Consider the following 17,947-nt stretch of genomic DNA (forward strand, 5'->3'; position numbering starts at 1 on the left):
TAATCATGGAAAGAATATACTTTCAAAAAATTCATCTTCAGATAAATCCCTCACAAATGATCCTTTTTTTTCCTTTTCTGTGAATGAATTCTCGTCGCATTGTTTGTGCGCTATATATTTTTTGTCTTTTTTCACATCTAAAAATGCCTTTACCCCGAAGTTTTGTGAAGGAATACCCAAGACGTATATATATTCACCCCTGTTGAATCCAAGGTATGTTGTATAAGTCCCCTTATCTAGCCAGCGTTGAAGCTGATTCCTTTCATTAAACATCACACTGAGTTCAGATTTGTTGTTTCGAGTAAAGATATATCTGCCATTTTTACCGTTTTTGTCTGCGCATATATATGCGGCTGATTTGGCTTTGTCTTTAATATGGCATTCTGCAACCAATGTTTCATCCGACTGACACTGCTTCGAAAGTGATGATTGACTAAGAATGATCGTTGCAAATAATACCACTACTTGAATACTTGCGTGCATAACTCATATGCCTCCTGTCGTTCGGTTAATCCCATGTCTCTTCCGTTGACTCTCTTTGTTACTCCTATTACATCACTCGCTCCATTGCCAAGATCAAACCGGTATACCGTTCTGTATAACCAAAACCAAACTGCACTACGAATTGCATAGGGCATTTCATTAACTTTTTCAGGTTGATTTACGAAGTCTGGCGGAGTGTCTGTCCAATAATTATTATAATCAGAGAATAACCCATAATATTTCTCATATCCTGTTATTTGAATTAATCCTCTTCCTCGCAAATTTAGACCGTCATCGGGGTGATCACTTCGATTACCATTTAATCTTGAATAGTGTTTTCTGCCAATTGCCTGCTCATTAGCTCGGCGTGTAATTCGTTTGGTACGAGGGTCTTTTACATAGCCATCTTCATCAGCTTCAGACGGATGGGCTTTATAGTAGTCACTAAATCTTAGCAGTGTCGCAGGTGAAAACTGAAACGACTCTGTTCTGCCCTTCATGGTCGGGCCGACCTCTCCTCTTATCTGAGAGAAAAAGTGTCGTAGTCGCAAGGGCGTGTCCAGCTTATATGCTTCCAGCTTTCCATCCAGTTCAGTGACGACAGCTTGAATATCTTCGTCAGAGGCTTGTGGAAATATTAATTTTAGTTGCTCGGGAGTGACGCCTGCCTGGTGAGTGCGAGCCAACTCTGCCATCCCCAGCGGCCAGAAATGCCAGATATCGCGGTTTAGTTTTAGACTGGTGGCGCTTTGCATCCATTCCAGTTGGTCGATGCGCTGTTTTTCATGGGCCACTAACTGGTCAAATTCCGGTTGGGCGACTTGGGCCTTGAGCTTACCTAGCCACTGGTGACTGGCGTCGGTGGATTTGTCGTACCATTCGCTGGGATGGCGGACGATCAGCTTTTGCAGACGGCTGCGGCTTTGGGGGCTGTGCAGTAGGGGTTCGAGGTTGCACAGGGCGGCGGTGATCTCTTCACCACTGAGATGACCATCCTGGTTGGTATCGAGGCAATAAACCAGCTCCTGAAAAAAAGCCGGGGCCTGCTGCGGATCCAGATAGCCATCCGAGCCGCTACCATCCACTTTCTTGAAGCCCAGTTTCAACCAGTCATGCTGGCTTAACATCTCTGCCTGCTCCTTGCGCACATAAGCTCCCTCTTTGACACAGAGCCACTGCTTGTCACCGCTCTTTTCCTCCCTGGGGGCGGTTAGCAGAGTTGCCTCACTCTGTTGACCACTATCGACCCACTGGTTATCGCGTTTCTCATACAGCGCCAACCCGGCTGGCACTCTGGCATAGCGGGTACCGCCTGCGGTGTTTGCTTGGTTAGCCAGTACACCATCGAGCCGAGGGTCCTGGGTAAACAACTCCAGATGCACCTGGTGTTTGCTCTGCTTACCGCCCAGCAAGGAGCCTGGGCTCTCCATCAGGCCGAGGAAGCCTACGGTTTCCCCTGCCGCAATGGCAACTGGCGAGGGCAACACATAGAGCTGGTTGAGATGGCTCGGCGTCTGGCGCTTGATACGGATGTTGCTCTCCTCTACGCAGACCCAGGTTACCCCACACCGTCCAGAGAGCCTGCCCTGCGAGGGTGTCCGGTAGCGGCAACGCGCCATTTTGCGCACCTTGTCGCCCTGCCAGTGGAATTCAAGTTGATGAGCATCATATTCGATTAGAGTTCCAGATGGCAGCGATGTGTTATGGCCTCCTATCATCACGCGTCCAGTCGGGCCGTTAAACTGCGGATCGGCATGCCCCACCATGTCGTGGGTCAACTCGGCCTCAATCTGATCGAACAGCCAGAGTGGTTGTGGCGGGGTGATCCGCTCCAGCGCCGCCTCATCTTCGGCGACCCATACCTGGCTGCCCTGATTAAGCAGCACGCCTGCCTGTTCTCCGGCCGCCAATACCTCCCGGGGCAGCGCGCTTTTGATGCTCACCTTGATAAAACGGTAATCCTTGCCATCCACCGTGCCCCATTCCGGCTCGCACCCTGCCACCGGCTCCAGCTCGGTGCGGGCAGGCAGGGGGACTTTGGGTAGCTGCGCATCGGCTTGCTGCTGCTCGGCATCAGGGTGGTGATGGGGGACCGAGTTGCGCACATTCCAGCGTTTTTTCAGCACCAGTCGCTCACCATCCTGCTCCGGCTGCCAGGGTTTGAGGTGCATATAGAGGGAGTAGAAGGTGAACTCGTTTTTGGCCTGGGTATCTGGATTGATTTCGCAGTAGGCGTGTTCAATCAGACAGAAACAGTTGGAGTAGCGCAGGGTCTGTCCCTGAAACTCCGAATTGAGATAGTCATCCATCATGCGAAAAGCCACCACCTTGCCATCGGCCATGGCCCGCACTGGATGTTTATCCCGACACCAGGGGGCACACTCATCGCTGATATGGATGCCGCCGTGCCATTTTCTGTGATTCCCCAGCAGGTAGTGACCCGATTTCTCGGTACTCAGCACCTCGTCCAGTGCCTTGGCATCGGCAAACTCGCGGCCATCGGCGGTGAGGATGGGTAATGCAAACTTCATTGCAGCTCCTTATGCGGAAAATCGGCGAGCCTTATTCGGAAAAGAGGTAGAAGGTAGCGGGTTTGAGCTCATTCACCTGAGCCGCGCCGGTGTGCTCGGTGGGGGCGGCGGCGATAAGCTCGACCGCCTCAGGTGCGGCTTCGTTGGCTACCCCGCCCGGCAATCCCGGCATCTTTCCCGCCCAGCCTGAGCCGCTGCCCGGGCTGCCGCCTGAGTTCAGCTTGATGCCGGGGCCAACTAGCGTGATACCGCTGGCGTCCAGTTTGATAAAGCTGCCTCCGGCCTTGAGGGTGAGCTCGCTGCCAGCTTCAAGTACGACTTTCTGTCCCGCCTTGATATGTACCTCTTGCCCGGCCTCGACCAGCAGCGCCTGCGCAATCTTCTGATGGAGTGAGGCATCAACGGTGAGCGAGTAGTCCGCTTTGATATGGTCGCGCTTCTCGCCCTCCACCGTCAGATGGTCGTTGCCCAGGCTTGGCGGTGCGCCATCCTGGCCCGGCACCTTGCGCACGCGCGTCACCCGCTCGTTGTCGATATCCGTGTGCAGGTCGTGGCCGATATGCCAGGTGGCATCGTGCTTAATTACGGCGTTGAGGTCTCTTTGGCCGTGGATATATATCTCCTCCTGCCCGGCCTGGTCCTCAAAGCGCAGCTCGTTAAAACCTGTGCCCTGATGAGTCTCGGTGCGTAGCACGGTGCGGCTCTTGTGGCGCGGTAGCTCGTAGGGCGGGCGGTTGGTGGCGTGAAAGGTGCGTCCGGTGACTATGGGCTGATCCGGATCGCCCTCGAGAAAGCTCACTATCACCTCATGCCCCACGCGCGGTATGGTCAACAGGCCATACTGGCCACCGGCCCAGCCCTGAGCGACCCGCACCCAGCAGGAGCTCTGGTCGTTGCTGGCGCCGTAGCGGTCCCAGGGGAATTGCAGCTTCACCCGGCCATGCACGTCGCAGTAGATCTCCTCGCCCTTGGGGCCAACCACTGTGGCGATTTGTGGGCCATCGACCCTCGGCTTGCCGGGCGGAGTGGGGCGCCAGTTCTGCTGGCCGGGAATGGCGGTGAAGTGGTGGTAGTAAACCGTGGCGCCGCTGCCACCCTCCTCCTCCAGTGCCTGGGGTTGTTTGCCGGTATGGCGGATGGTGACCAGCTGCCACTCCCGGTTGCAGGCCGGATTGGCATGGCCGCTCAGGGTAAAGCGCAGCCCGGGCTGCAACTGGGCACAGTTGCCCTTGCCGCTCGCCTCGCAGGCATCGGCGCGCAGGGACTCCAGACGATAGCGGGTGAAGGCCTGACCGCTGGCATCCTGCTTGAAGCGCCCCGGGTAGTCGAAGTGCTGGTAGTCGGCATGCTGCGGCAGCTCCCGCGCCTCCTGCTGATGAGAGAGGCGATAGGCCGGCGTCCTGAAGCTGTAATCCTTGAGCTCGACCCGGGCCGGGCGCACTCGTTGGCTGACCTGGAACTCCCGCACATAGGCGCCCTGCTCCAGACCGTGGTCAGCGCGATAAAAGGGCAGCTCGGGGCCGCGGGGCAGCAGCCCGGCATCATCGCTGACTATCAGCCTGTGATGACCGGCCTCGAACTCGTGGTAGTAGCTCATCCCCTCCTCGGCCAGCAGCCGCTGCACAAAGGCCAGATCGCTCTCCCGATACTGGACGCAATACTCGCGTGGGGCATGGTTGTTCCGCAGGGCGAAGGCGTAATCCTGAATGCCCGCCTCCTGCAGCAGGATGGAGAGGATCTCTTCGGGCTTTTGTGCCTGAAAGATGCGGCTATTGTGGCGCAGCCCCAGACGCCAGAGGGCGGGCTGTACCGTCAGCTGGTAGTGGGTACGGCGAAAACCGCTGTCGCCCTGGATAAACTCGCAGACCACACCACAGACTCGCCGCTGCAGCTCCCCCTGATACCAGATGGCCAGCTCACAGGGCTGCTCCAGCACCTGGGCTATCTCGATATCCGCTCTGGGGCTGGCCAGCGCCAGCTGCAGGGTAAAGGGTTGGCTAAGGGCTTCATTATGGTCGAAGGCGGCCACCGCAAAGGTCTCATCCGGCAAGGCGCCCACCTTGACGGTAAACTGTAATCCTGTCGTGCTGGCCATGGGCCACTCCTGCTGCGTTTTCCCATGGCTACCGCACGCCATGGACGTGCTGAAACAGAAGGGAATGAGTAAAAAAGGGCCCCGATAAGGGCCCTGGATGTCGTGGCGCGGACTCAGCCAGCGATGGGGGTGCGCCAATCATCTGCGCCTGAGGTGCCAGAGACCATGTGCTCCCAGTCAATCTTGCGGTAGGCCAGGGAGACCTGGATCAGTTGGGTGAACTCCGACTTGGCGGCATCCTGGCAGTGGGGCATTTGGCAGTCGATATCGACGATAGTGGCATCGGTCAGCACTGTGCTGAAGAAGTGCTCCTGCTTGCCCTCTACCGAGGTGCGGAACCACTTGAGGGTCACCTTGGGCAGCATCTCGCCGGAGGCGAGGGCGTTGTACATCAATGGCACGGCCTTGTTGAGGGCGACGGTGAACTTGAAGGGCTTGTGGACGCGCTGCCCCGCTGGTTGGCCAGACTGGGGGTCCGTTGGCACGGTCACAACGTGATTGAACTCCTGTACCAGCATCTCGTCTTCGTGACCCTGCACGTAGATGTTGCCGACGGAATCGGAGGTGAAGGCCCCGGCGGTGATGTTGCCCTGGGTCTTGCCTTGAATGCTGATATAACATGGGGTTGGCATGTATTGCTCCTTTGAGTGAATGGTTGGAAAACTCAACCAGCCTCGCTATAGCAGCAAGCATGCCATCTCTATTTTTCTTTTTAATTCAATCAGTTAATCAGAGTGCGTCCTTGCTTGCCCAGCTGCGGGCGCAACTCGTTGCGCAATGTGCGGTTTATTGCTGGCAACGCTGGGTATTGGTAGCGGGATCTGCTGCCATGTGCGTAATAAGTTGCGCGGATAGGATGAATATAGTGGTGGCCGGGAGGGATTGGGTTCCTCTCAAGCTGATGGCAAGCGCCCCCGCTTGGATGGGAGGCGCTCACTCCGTGGCGCTACCGTGTAATGATGCCTGTGGTCTGATGATCGCGCATCATGGCAGCTCAGTGCCCCGTATGGTGACATAGAGTTGATACCACTCGCCCCGGCTGAGCTTAACCTGCTCGGCGGCCCCGCAGGCGCGGATGCGGCCAGGATGGCTGGTGCCGATCACCGGCTGGATGCGGGCCGGATGTTGCAGCAGCCAGGCCAGCACTATGCTCTCGCTGGCGACGCCATATTGATGGGCCAGTTGCTGCACCAGGGTGGCGGTGGCATGAACGGCTTGCGGGGCCTCTTGAGGCGCGGCGCCGCTGAACCACCCCTTGCCCAAGGCGCCCCAGGCCTGGATCTGCACCTGGTTTAAGCGGCAGTACTCCAGGGTGTCGCCCCACTGGCGGGTGCCCAGCCCCTGATCATTGTTGAAGCAGGTGGCGTTGTCGACCCAGTCATGTTGCAGCAGGCTCATCTCCAGCTGGTTGGCGATGAGGGGGTCGGGCAGGTAACGCTGCAGCAGGGCCATCTGGCCACTGTGCATGTTGGAGACCCCCAGATGACGCACCTTGCCGCTCTGCTTCAGTTGCAGCCAGGCTTCGGCCACTTCGCTGGGGTCCAGCAGCGGATCGGGTCTGTGCAGCAGCAGGGTGTCCAGATAGTCGACGCCCAGACGCGAGAGGATGCCATCTACGCTGGCCAGTATGTACTCCCGGGAGAGGTCGTAACGCTTGGGCCCCTGCTCATCGCCGAAGCGGATGCCGCACTTGGATTGCAGCAGGAGGCGTTCACGCAACGAGGGGTCGCGCTTGAGCAGTGCGCCGAAAACCACTTCGGCCTTGCCCAGGGTGTAGATGTCAGCGTGGTCAAATAGGGTGATGCCAATCTCCAGCGCCGCCTCCACGGCCGCGTGGGCGTGGGTGATATGGGCTTCGGTTACGGGTTGGCTATCCCAACTTCCGCCAAGCCCCATGCAACCGAATACCAAACGGCTGCTGCTGGGCAGGGACTGTTGCAGCATGAAAGCGTCAGACATGCTCCTCTCCTCTATGATGAATTTGCTAAACTAGCGCCGCCAGCATAATCTCGTACCTTGGTGCGAGAAATCAACACCAGGGTTCGAAATTCTAGCGGTCAGCAGGGAGAGTCAGATGTCAGAGTGCCACTCAGAGCCGGAAACCAGCTTTGCCGATCGATTGCGTCAGTTGATCGGTAGTGAGAGCGTCTCTGCCTTCTCCCGTCGGGTCGGCCTCTCCGAGGCCATGATCCGCAAGTACCTCAATGGTAGTGAACCCACCCTCTCCCGCGCCAATCAAATTGCCCGCCAGGCGAACTGCTCTCTGGAGTGGCTGGCCACAGGCCAGGGATTTCAGTATCGCCAGGCCGAGGTGGTGGATATGAGCGCGCTGGAGGAGGCGCTTTTGCTGGCGCTGGAGCTGCTGGATGCCGGCGAGGCGACCCTCTCCAACGAGAAGGCGCTCAAGCTGCTGGTCGCCCTCTACCAGTATCTGCGCGCCACCAAACGCGCCGATGGCTCTCTGGATAGTGCGGCCACCCGCGACTTTGCCAAGCACCTGCTGGGGCTCTGTAGTTAGGCTGGATTCTGGCTATGTTGGGGGGTGGCTTGTGCCTTGGTGATCTGGGCGGTTAGCCAGGCTTCGGCTTCCTCTTCACTGTTGCAGAAACAGTGGGGCAGGCCCGCGCTCTCATAGAGATGGCCCCAATAAAACTTGAGCAGTGAACTGGCGTGGGAGTGTTTGAGCTGTACGGCGGCACCACAACAGCCGAGCGTGGCGCGCGTTTTCACCACCTGGATCAGCATATCCGTGGCCTCCGGGGTCAGTAAGGCATCCCCCTCGACGATCAGATGTACACCCCAGGGTTGGCCCAGCAGGTGGGTGATGGCCGCATCAGCCTCTTTCCGGTACTGGAGCACCAGCTCCAGATTGACACCTTCGGCCACCGTATTGCGCAGCCAGTGCTCACGTAACTCGATGCTGTAGTAACCATGGATGACTTGCGGATCCGGGGTGGCAGGCGTGCTCATCTGGAGAGAGTCCGAGTAGCGGCAGATGGTCTAAGTCTAGCAGAATCCTGTGCTTCTGATGACTCCCTGTCGGCGCGCTAAACAGCCAGGCACCGTTGCCGGTGCCTGGAATGGGTGAGTTATTTCTTCTTGCTGAGATCGACCAGCGGCTTATTCACCAGTTTCACCGGCGCGTTACCCTGGATTTTGGCCACCTGAGCCAGGGCCTGCTCGGTATCAGCCTTGTTGCGTAGCAGGGTGTAGCTCAGATCGAAATGCTGACTCTGGCCCGGTTGCAGCTTGGGCACCAGACCCAGGGGGCGCTGGTATTTGGTGTTGTAGGCGTAGCTGGTACCAGGCTCTATGCCGGTCACATAGCCCTGCTGCTTGGTGTCGGTATTCTTCCACAGGGTCAGCACCGGCAGCTGCTTGATGTTATAGCCCACGGCTACCCCCATCTCCCCGGACTTGTTGTGCAGCACGGCCAGGCTATTGCCTTCGGCATCGCCCTTTGGCTTCAGGTTGAACACCATTTCATCGAAGTCCTTGGTGGGGGCCAGATAGGTTTGCCAGCTCTTGAGGCCCGCCTTGGCATAGTCGTTAAACGGCGAGATCTCGCTGGCGGCGGCGGTTACCACGGCACCCTCTTCCAGCAGCGGTGTGCCGAAGTTGCTGTGATAGATGATCTGGTACTCATCTTCGTAATCGGCCAGATTGGTCAGCTCGTCATGGATCTCGAAGCGGTTGGCGCCTGGCTCGACACTCAGCTCGGTCCAGGTCACCAGGTTGGCTTTCTTGAAGGTGCGTTCGGCCACCTGTCCACGCACATGAATGGCGTACGGAGCCGTCTCGTCGATGATCACCTTGACCGTGGAGGCCGGGGTATTCTGGGCGCGACCGTGCAGGCTCAACAGCTGGCCGTTGTCATCCACGCCGGGATGGCCGGTCCACTCGTAGCCGCAGCGCACCATCATCTCATTGAAACCATCCAGCCAGCCCAGGCCGTTGCGGCTTTCCAGATCGATAAAGGCCGGGTTGACTATCTCCTTGACGGGGGAATCCCAGCCCAGACGTAGGTCACCACTCTTCACCTGATAGATGCCCATGCCACGAGTCGGTACTAGCGTGATCTGCATGACGCCGTTGTCGATCAGCAGCAGGTCTACCCCCTCCTGTTTACCCCCATGCAGACGACGCTTTTCCAGGGTGAAGGGGGTGGGACTCTTGATGCCCAGGGAATCGCTGCTCACTTTCCAGTTACCCAGATCGCTACCGGTAGCGGCATCGCTCAACACGAACTCGGCGGCTTGGGCCGAGAGGGAACCGAGGGCGAACAGGATGGCGGCTGAGAGGCTCTTTAACATGATTGGTGCTCCTTGTTGTGGTTGTTTGCTGAGATTAATCGTTTCAGCTTGACGCCAACTTAGGAAGTTAGTCGTCAGTCGGCAAGCGCCACCGCAGGGGTGTGTGAGTCAGCAGGCAAAATAGTGGTGAAATAAACAGCTGAATTGGGTGCTGGATCCCAATGATTTTGAGAGCGCTTTCAAGGTGCTGAGGTCAGTGAAACCAGGGGGAGGCGGAGTGGATACGGGGCTATTGTGGCACTCCCCTTTTGCACTCCCCTTTTGCAAGGGGAGGAGCGTTCGAGATCTACAGGGGCGAGGGGCCCCCCATGCTTGGTTGCTCGCCATTTGTTTCAAATGGAGACATGAGCATACGCTAACCCTGTCAGGGATGAGCGACTGACTTCAGGCCAAGGGCGTCAGGTGCTGGTCATTGATGGCCACCACCTTGGCGACCCGGCGGCGGTACTTCTCTTCACCGGCCAGATGATCTGTGTGCATCCAGACCCGGACTATCTCCAGGGCCAGGGCAGAGCCGATGATCTTGCCGCCCAGGCAGAGCACATTGGTGTCCGAGTGGGAGCGGGCCAGTCCGGCGCAGAAGGGATCCTGGCAGACGGCGGCATAGACCCCATACAGCTTGTTGGCGATCATGGCGCTGCCATAGCCGACACCATCGATAAAGATGCCGCGATCCACCAGACCCTTGCTGACCGCCTGGGCGGCCGGGTAGACCGAGTCTGGCAGATCGCAGGCCTCTTCATCATAGGCCCCAAAATCCAGGGTCTCATGACCCCACTCCTGCAACAGGGCCTGGACCTGCTGCTTCAGCGCAAAACCGGCATGGTCGGATGCTAAGGCTATTTTCATCTCTCTCTCCACGTAAATGAGTCCAGAGCCCGGCGGGATCGCCATCCGGGCACCAGGGGTTATTCGGCCCGGATCTTCAACCGCCTGGGCACCACATGGATGCCTGGCTTGTAGTGGTGCTCGATGGCTTCCATCGTCAAGGCCAACGCCTTCTCGGCGATGAGGGGGAACTGCTGGGGCAGGGCATTGATGCGCACCGGCAGGAAGTCCAGCAGGCGATTGTCACCGAAGGTGGCCAGCTTGGTGTTGGCCAGTAGATCTGGATGTTTTACCAGCTCATCCAGCACCCCCTCCAGCAACACGTAGGAGGTGGTCAGGATCGCCTGGGGCAGCTGCCCGGACTCAATCCATTCGGCGCACAATCTGGCGCCCTCTTCGCGGCTGAAGTGGTCGCCATACTGGGTCTGAGGTCTCAGTTGCGGCGCCGAGTAGCTGATGGCCTTGCGAAAGCCCAGCTCCCGCTGCTGGGAGATGGCGATGTCGGCTACCGCACCTATGAGGCCTATGCTTGTGGGCTGGTTGACCAGCAATGAGTCGGTCAGGCGCATGGCGCCCTGCATATCTTCGCTGATCACCGAGGCGAAAAAGTCATCATCCAGCGCCCGGTCGATGGCGATGATGGGCACCTTGGCCTGCAGCTCCCGGTAAAAGCTGTGGTGGCTCTCCAGCACACTGGCGACCAGCAGGGCGTCGATGCGGCGCGCCACCAGCATCTCCGCCAGGGCCATCTCGGTGGCGGGGTTGTCATCTGAGCAGGTGATGATGAGCTGAAAGCCCTGTTCCCGGGCGCCCGCCTCCAGCAACTTGGCCAGTCGGGCATAACTCTGGTTTTCCAGATCCGGCAGGATGAAGCCGAGCAGGCGACTGCTACCTAAGCGCAACGCCGTGGCAGCCTGGTCTGGTTTATAGTTGTATTGAGTGACTATGGCCATCACCCGCTCCTGGGTCTTGGCGCTGATCCTGTGCTGTGCCGCCTTGCCGTTGATCACATAACTGGCTGTGGTGCGAGAGACACCGGCCAGACGGGCCACTTCTTCGAGTTTCATGCTTGGTTCTCCAGGTGCGAGTGCAATTTGTCCATCACAATGTGCACTCCGTCATATTACGGAAAACATCTTAACGTTTCGAGCTTGAATATAACACTGAAACGATCCAGCATTTGAGCTGAAACGATTAATTTGTGAATTGAGTTCGATGTTGACCCTTCTGGGGTCAAGAGTTGATAGGTGTCATGCAAGACACTATACCTAAACCATACGTTAGAGCCGTAATCGCGAGGTAGCACACCATGCTGACGCTGAAAAGTAATGACATACAACTTGGTGCCTCGGCAGCCGACAAGCAGGAGGCCATCCGCCAGGTAGCGGCGCGGCTGAGTGCGGCAGGTCTGGTCGCTGATGGTTATGTAAACGGCATGCTACAGCGCGAAGCTCAGAGCGCCACCTACCTGGGCAGTGGCATCGCCATTCCCCATGGCACCACGGATACCCGGGATCTGGTGCAACAGACCGGGGTTCAGGTGCTGCACTTCCGCGAGGGTGTGGAGTGGGCCGAAGGGCAGAAGGCTCATGTGGTGATCGGTATCGCCGCCAAGTCGGATGAGCATCTGGGTATCTTGCGGCAACTGACGCGGGTGTTGTGTGACGAGGCGGTCGCCGCCCGTCTGCCTGGGGTGGAAAGTGCCGCCGAACTGGCGGCCCTGCTCAATGGTGAACAGCTGAGCCAGCCGCTGTTGCTGGAAGAGCGCACCCTGCTGCTCGACTTTCCCGGCCAGGATCTGCTGAGCATGCAGGCCGTGGCGGCCGGGCTGTTACGCAACGCCGGCGCCCTGGATCAATCCGCGGTCAACGCTGTGGTGACTGAGCCTGCTAACTCCCTGGGTCAGGGGCTGTGGCTCTGCCGGGTGGCAAGTGGGGTGAGTCGCACCGGTGTGGCTCTGGTGCGCACGGCGCAACCCTTCACTCAGGATGGTCAGCCGGTCAATGGCCTGTTGCTGATCGCCGCCTGTGATGGCCAGCATCAAGCGGTACTGGAAGCGCTGATCCGCCTCATCCACGGTCAACAGCTGAATAAGTTGTGGAGTGCCAGCGCCAGTGAGGTGGTGACCCTGCTGACCGAGGAGCCGCGTGAGGGGCTGGAGCAGACCTTTACCATCATCAACCCCCACGGTCTGCATGCTCGTCCCAGCGCCATGCTGGTGAAGACAGTCAAAGAGTTCGCCAGCCAGATCTGGGTTGCGAATCTGGATGGTGACGGCAAGCCGGTCAATGCCAAGAGTCTGATGAAACTGGTGAGCCTGGGCGTGCGCCAAGGCCATCGCCTGCACTTTACCGCCCAGGGTGCGGATGCTCCTGTGGCCCTGCAGAAGATAGGCCAGGCGATCGCCGAGGGTCTGGGTGAAGGAGCCGGAGAATGAGCCTGCATATTGCCCACTCCATCCTGACCCTGACCCCCAATCCGGCGCTGGATTTGACCGGTCATCTGCCCCAGTTGCAGGTCGGCCAGGTCAACCTGGTGCACTCAGGTCAGCTCCATCCGGCGGGTAAGGGGATCAACGTGGCCCGGGTGCTCAAGGATCTGGGGGCCCAGGTGCTGGTTTCCGGTTTTCTAGGCCAGGAGAACCAGGCGCCCTTTCAGGAGCTGTTTGCCCGCTGCGGCCTGCAGGATCACTTCCTGGCTGTGGCGGGAGCCACGCGCATCAACGTCAAGATGGTGGAGGCGAACGGTCAGGTTACGGATCTGAACTTCCCCGGCGTGACGGTCGGTGAGAGTGAGCTGCTCTGCTTCGAACAGCGGCTGCAGGAACTGCTGCCCCAGGTGGAGTATGTGGTGATGGCCGGCAGTCTGCCACGGGGTTTGACGCCTGCGCGGTTGCAGCAATGGCTGGAGCGGCTGGCCAGTCAAGGCAAGCGAGTGATCTTCGACAGCAGCGGTGCCGCCATGGAAGCCGGTTTGGCCGCCAAGCCCTTCCTCATCAAGCCGAATGAACATGAGCTGGCCGATTGGGCGGGTCAGCCGCTGGAGAGCCAGGAGCAATTGATGGCCGCCGCCGAGTCACTGCAGGCACGCTATGAGATCCCCAATGTGGTGGTCTCTCGCGGGGCTGATGGGGTGCTCTGGCTGGCCGGGGATCGCTGGTGGCAGGGCAAACCACCGCGCATGAGCGTGGTCAGTACGGTTGGGGCGGGTGACTCCATGGTCGCCGGTCTAACCTGGGGTTTGAGCCAGGAGTGGCCCATAGAAGAGACATTGCGTCTGGCCTGTGCCGTCTCGGCACTGGCTGTGACCCAGATCGGGGTCGGGATTACCGATCAACAACAGCTCTCCACCCTGATGGCGAGCATCGAAGTTCAGCAAATCCGTTGAGGTTATTCTGATGAATATTGCCATTGTTACCGCCTGTCCAAGCGGGATCGCCAACAGCATCATAGCGGCTGGCGTATTGGAAAAAGCCTGTGCCGAGCTGGGATGGTCGGCGGTTATTGAGTGCCAGAACACGCTGAAGGCACCCCATCTGTTGACCGAGGCCGAGATAGCGGCGGCCGAACTGGTAATCGTCGCCGGGGACAATGTGGATCTGGCGCGCTTTGATGGCAAACGCCTCTATCAGGCGGCCGTGATCGCCGCCATTCCCGACGCCAAACAGTTTTTACAGACGGCGGCGCAAGCGGCCGTCCCCTACCAACATAAGGCGCAGAGCAAGGAAGTTTCCATGAGTGTGCAGCGTATTGTGGCCATTACGGCCTGTCCGACCGGCGTCGCCCATACCTTTATGGCGGCAGAGGCGTTGGAAGGCGAAGCCAAGAAGCGCGGCTACTGGGTCAAGGTGGAAACCCGCGGTTCGGTCGGTGCCAAGAATGCATTGACGGCCGAGGAGATAGCCGCCGCGGATCTGGTGATCATAGCTGCCGATATTGAAGTGGATCTCGCCCGTTTCAACGGCAAGAAGCTCTACAAGACCAGCACGGGGGCGGCGTTGAAGAAGACCGCCCAGGAGATGGACAAGGCCTTTGCCGAAGGCAAGGTGTGGTCTGCTGGGCAAGCGGCGAGTGCCGACAAGAGCAGCGGCAAGGCGGAACTGCCGGGCGTCTACAAGCACCTGATGACCGGGGTCTCCCACATGCTGCCCATAGTGGTGGCGGGGGGCTTGTGTATTGCCCTCTCCTTCGTGTTCGGTATCAAGGCGTTCGAGGTGGAAGGCACACTGGCGGCGGCGCTGATGAAGATAGGCGGGGCCTCGGCCTTTGCCCTTATGGTGCCGGTACTGGCCGGTTACATCGCCTTCTCCATTGCCGACCGTCCCGGTCTGGCGCCGGGTCTCATCGGCGGTATGCTGGCCAGCTCCCTGGGGGCCGGCTTCCTTGGCGGTATAGCCGCGGGTTTCCTGGCGGGCTACAGTGCCAAGTGGGTGGCTAATAACGTCAAGTTGCCGCAAACCATGGAGGCCCTGAAGCCTATCCTCATCATACCTCTGGTTGCCTCGCTGTTTACCGGTCTGGTGATGATCTATGTGGTGGGTGGTCCGGTCGCTGCCGTGATGCATGGCCTGACCGAGTTCCTCAAGGAGATGGGCTCTGCCAATGCGGTTCTGTTGGGGATCATCATAGGTGCCATGATGTGCTTTGACCTGGGTGGCCCGGTCAACAAGGCGGCCTATACCTTCGGCGTCGGCTTGCTGGCTTCCCAGAGTTATGCCCCTATGGCGGCTGTGATGGCCGCCGGTATGGTGCCAGCCCTGGGTATGGGTCTGGCCACCTTCCTGGCTCGTAACAAGTTCAGCGAGCCGGAGCGTGAAGCGGGCAAAGCCTCCTTCGTCCTGGGTCTCTGCTTCATCTCTGAAGGCGCCATTCCGTTCGCGGCGCGCGATCCGATGCGCGTCATTCCCTCCACCATGTTGGGTGGGGCGCTTACCGGTGCCCTCTCCATGTGGTTGGGTTGTACCTTGATGGCTCCGCACGGTGGTCTGTTCGTCATGCTGATCCCCAATGCCATCAACCATGTCTTCCTCTATCTGCTGGCTATCGCTGCAGGGACCGCCGTCACCGGTATTCTGTATGCCATGCTGAAGCCGAATGAAGAAGCCGCCTTGGCTGCGGGCAAGTAAGTCGTGTCTGGCCGACCTGCGGGTCGGCCTCCTGAGAGTCGAAGTCCCTTTGCTACCCGGCATTTGCCGGGTTTTTTTATTTAAGAGGTAGCTAGATGTCACGCTGAACTTGTCTTGTCACCGCCATTCTGGGAGGTTAGGAACTATATTGAATGCGGATATAAAAACCGAGGTGACGATTATGACGCTGGATGAATTGCATGCACTCTATCTGCGGCAGCAGGTGAAGAAGGCGGTCATCGCCTTTGATGCGTTGAGCGGCGGCTGGGTGGTCGAGTTTAAGGGGGCATTTGGCCTGGCCCCCCTGACCGATGCCAAGGGGTGTCGCGTTACGTTTCCCCATGAGTTGGCGGCCGAAGAGGCCATCAGTTGGGTGGGCGAATGCCCTATCCAGATCGAGGATGAGCAGCGACACCATGAGCCCTGAGTCGCTTGAGCTGTCGGCTAGGCGAAACATTATCTGTGGGTGGTAAATCGGTAAAACTAGCCCGATAGCGTGTGATCGGGTTGGTGGGGTCAGATTTGAACCTGCGCTGGATCGCAGTATGGGGAGTTGGGTGAAGAGTCACGAATTTAACGGCTGCGGGGGGAGCCTGGCTGAGCCTGAGAAGCAGGTTGAGCATGAGGAGTTGCTGCGCTTGCGTGGTACGCTGATGGCCTTGCGCCGCGAAAACCGCCAATTGCATGAGAAGCTTGATGCCGCGTTGGATGGCACAGGTCTCTGCCTCTGGCAGGGGCTGGTGCAAAGCGGCGAGCTGACGGTGTTCAACCTGCAGGCGTTCGAACATGGCCAGATGGCTCCTCACTTCGCGCTCTGGCAGGCCAAGCTGCATCCAGATGATAGGGAGGCGACCCTGCGCCGCTACCAGGCGCACCTGGCGGGGCGCACCCCATTCTATGAGGCGGAATACCGCACTGTGGCCGAGGATGGCCGCGTTACCTGGCTCTGGGATCGGGGTCGGGTGGTGGAGTGGGATGGCGAGGGGCGTCCGTGGCGCATCATGGGCTCCCATGTGGACATCACCCAGCGTAAGGAGTCAGAGCGGCAGTTGGCCCGACAGGCCCAGAGTGATCCGCTGACCGGGCTTTTGAATCGTCAGGCGTTTGCCCAGGCGGTGGCGCAACGGATGGCGCAGCGGTTACCCCGGCAAACGGCTGGCCTGTTGTTTATCGATCTGGATGACTTTAAATCGGTCAACGATCGCTTTGGCCACCGCTGTGGGGATCGCCTGCTGGTGCGGGTGGCCGAGTGGTTGCAACAACTGGCTCCAGCCGGTGCCCTCCTGACGCGCCTGGGGGGCGATGAATTCCTGCTCTATCTGGATCAGGCGGTTGATGAAGCGACAAGCAGCAGGCTGGCCGAGCAGTTGCTGGCTCGAGGCACCGCCCCCCTGTTGCTGGATGGCCAACTCATCTCGCTTGGCATGAGTATAGGCATAGCCCTATGGCGGGGAGACTCCGATTATGAGCGGGTGTTGGAGCTGGCCGATCTGGCCATGTACCAGGCCAAGCAGAGCGGCAAGCTCAACCATCGTCTGCTCTGGCTGTGACGCGGCCGCTTTAGCGGGGCAGCAGCAGCGAAGTGGGAGCGCTCATCAGTGAGAGGCCCAACAGGATCAACAAGAGCCCCCCGACCAGTGCCGTCGCCAGCGCCAGTTGTTGCAGGGTGCGGCCATGGCGTGATGGGTGGCGTAACCAGGCCCAGGCCAGGCTGCGGGCGCGCTGGCTGAGGATCGCCAGCAGGCTGACGGTCAGTGCCGTACCTGCCGCCATGGCCAGGGTGGCGGCCACCCCCAACCAGAAGTGCTCCATCACCTTGGCGAGCACCAGGATCAGCAGGGCGCCGCTGCAGGGGCGCAACCCCATGGAGAGCAGGATCCCCAGGTGGGCGCGCCAGCTCTCGGCCTGGTTCAACTCCTCGGCATCGGGCAGGTGGCTATGGCCACAGCCGCACTGGTTTGCAGGCAAGGCGGTGACGCTGCCCTGCTTGCCCATACTGTTCCATTCGGACGCATTGGCTTTGTAGAGGGGGCGTATGCTGCTCCATGGCCGGCGCGGCTGGTGCAGTTGCCAGAGTTGGCGGGCGGCTCGCTGTGCCAGGAACAGCCCCATCAGCGCCACCAACAGGAAGCTGCTGCGATCTAACCAGACCCCTACCCCTTGCGCCTGGCGCGCCGTCATATCAAATAACCAACCCGCCACGCCTATGAGCAGAATGGCGACCATGCCTTGCAGCATGGCCGCCCCTATGGAGAGGCGAACCGCCTGCTTGAGGCGGCTGGGCTGGGTGGCCAGATAGGTGGCGACGACCAATTTGCCATGGCCGGGACCGGCAGCATGGAACACCCCATAGGCGAAGCTGGTGGCAATGAGGCTGGCGATGACGCTCGGTTCCAGGCTAGCCGAGGCGCGCAGCAGGCCGCCCAGCTTGCGATGGAATTGCATCTGCCAGCGGATCAGCTGGTAGGTGAGCTGTGGCCACTGCTGATAGAGCCAGTAACCGGCGGCCAGCAGCAGCCCCAGGGTCAGGATGAGCAGCAGGCGACGGGTGACGTGCAATGACATGAGACTC

General features: G+C 59.3%; 16 protein-coding genes. 6 read left to right on the forward strand and 10 right to left on the reverse strand.

Translation table 11 applies throughout. The features are described from left to right. Positions 1-3: 3 nt before the first annotated feature. From ACZYTD_RS13785 to ACZYTD_RS13805, 5 genes are all read right to left on the reverse strand, one after another. Positions 4-483 (reverse strand): hypothetical protein, encoded by a 480-nt coding sequence (locus ACZYTD_RS13785; protein ID WP_463892836.1) that lies wholly within the window; start codon positions 481-483, stop codon positions 4-6. Continuing rightward, on the reverse strand, positions 462-3,014 hold the full coding sequence (locus ACZYTD_RS13790) for a glycoside hydrolase family 19 protein (protein ID WP_463892838.1): 2,553 nt from the start codon (positions 3,012-3,014) through the stop codon (positions 462-464). Before ACZYTD_RS13790 ends, ACZYTD_RS13785 begins: the two co-directional genes overlap by 22 nt. 31 nt (positions 3,015-3,045) lie before the next feature. Next, a complete protein-coding gene (locus ACZYTD_RS13795) occupies positions 3,046-5,109 on the reverse strand; it encodes a type VI secretion system Vgr family protein (protein WP_463892839.1) in 2,064 nt (687 codons plus the stop codon). A 113-nt stretch (positions 5,110-5,222) separates the two neighbouring features. Then, complete coding sequence (locus ACZYTD_RS13800) at positions 5,223-5,741, reverse strand: Hcp family type VI secretion system effector (protein ID WP_463892840.1); 519 nt, start codon at positions 5,739-5,741, stop codon at positions 5,223-5,225. Positions 5,742-6,093: 352 nt separating this feature from the next. Continuing rightward, on the reverse strand, positions 6,094-7,068 hold the full coding sequence (locus ACZYTD_RS13805) for an aldo/keto reductase (protein ID WP_463892841.1): 975 nt from the start codon (positions 7,066-7,068) through the stop codon (positions 6,094-6,096). Positions 7,069-7,183: 115 nt separating this feature from the next. Between ACZYTD_RS13805 and ACZYTD_RS13810 the strand changes: the two genes are divergently transcribed. Then, entirely contained in the window at positions 7,184-7,627 is a 444-nt protein-coding gene (locus tag ACZYTD_RS13810) for a helix-turn-helix domain-containing protein (RefSeq protein WP_463892843.1), read from the forward strand. On the opposite strand, the gene ACZYTD_RS13815 is transcribed toward ACZYTD_RS13810, so the two are convergent. The 4 genes from ACZYTD_RS13815 to cra form a co-directional block, all read right to left on the reverse strand. Then, entirely contained in the window at positions 7,624-8,079 is a 456-nt protein-coding gene (locus ACZYTD_RS13815; protein WP_463892844.1) for a hypothetical protein, read from the reverse strand. The genes ACZYTD_RS13810 and ACZYTD_RS13815 overlap by 4 nt on opposite strands. A 119-nt stretch (positions 8,080-8,198) precedes the next feature. After that, positions 8,199-9,422: an aldose 1-epimerase family protein gene (locus tag ACZYTD_RS13820; protein WP_463892845.1), complete on the reverse strand. Its 1,224-nt coding sequence runs from the start codon at positions 9,420-9,422 to the stop codon at positions 8,199-8,201. Positions 9,423-9,806: 384 nt separating this feature from the next. Beyond that, positions 9,807-10,271 carry an RpiB/LacA/LacB family sugar-phosphate isomerase gene (locus ACZYTD_RS13825; protein ID WP_463892847.1) on the reverse strand — a complete coding sequence of 155 codons (465 nt, stop codon included), beginning with the start codon at positions 10,269-10,271 and terminating at the stop codon, positions 9,807-9,809. Between the two features lie 59 nt (positions 10,272-10,330). After that, positions 10,331-11,317 carry a catabolite repressor/activator gene (gene cra, locus ACZYTD_RS13830; protein WP_463892849.1) on the reverse strand — a complete coding sequence of 329 codons (987 nt, stop codon included), beginning with the start codon at positions 11,315-11,317 and terminating at the stop codon, positions 10,331-10,333. A gap of 242 nt (positions 11,318-11,559) precedes the next feature. Here cra and fruB point away from each other — a divergent pair, with 242 nt between their 5' ends. The 5 genes from fruB (at position 11,560) to ACZYTD_RS13855 (ending at position 16,925) form a co-directional block, all read left to right on the forward strand. Continuing rightward, the gene (fruB, locus tag ACZYTD_RS13835) at positions 11,560-12,687 is read left to right on the forward strand and encodes a fused PTS fructose transporter subunit IIA/HPr protein (RefSeq protein ID WP_463892850.1); all 1,128 of its coding nucleotides are present in this window, start codon (positions 11,560-11,562) and stop codon (positions 12,685-12,687) included. After that, positions 12,684-13,637 (forward strand): 1-phosphofructokinase, encoded by a 954-nt coding sequence (gene pfkB / locus ACZYTD_RS13840; protein ID WP_463892851.1) that lies wholly within the window; start codon positions 12,684-12,686, stop codon positions 13,635-13,637. Before fruB ends, pfkB begins: the two co-directional genes overlap by 4 nt. A gap of 10 nt (positions 13,638-13,647) precedes the next feature. Next, positions 13,648-15,375, forward strand: coding sequence for a PTS fructose transporter subunit IIBC (gene fruA, locus ACZYTD_RS13845; protein WP_463892852.1), 1,728 nt, complete (start codon positions 13,648-13,650; stop codon positions 15,373-15,375). A gap of 181 nt (positions 15,376-15,556) precedes the next feature. Further along, positions 15,557-15,802 (forward strand): hypothetical protein, encoded by a 246-nt coding sequence (locus tag ACZYTD_RS13850; protein WP_463892853.1) that lies wholly within the window; start codon positions 15,557-15,559, stop codon positions 15,800-15,802. Positions 15,803-15,920: 118 nt separating this feature from the next. Then, positions 15,921-16,925: a diguanylate cyclase domain-containing protein gene (locus ACZYTD_RS13855; protein WP_463892854.1), complete on the forward strand. Its 1,005-nt coding sequence runs from the start codon at positions 15,921-15,923 to the stop codon at positions 16,923-16,925. A gap of 10 nt (positions 16,926-16,935) precedes the next feature. Here the strand turns inward: ACZYTD_RS13855 and ACZYTD_RS13860 are convergent, their stop codons facing one another. Then, on the reverse strand, positions 16,936-17,940 hold the full coding sequence (locus ACZYTD_RS13860; protein WP_463892855.1) for a nickel/cobalt transporter: 1,005 nt from the start codon (positions 17,938-17,940) through the stop codon (positions 16,936-16,938). Between the last annotated feature and the right edge of the window lie 7 nt (positions 17,941-17,947).

The sequence above is a fragment of the Pseudaeromonas sp. HNCC25DJ180 genome (assembly GCF_055413345.1).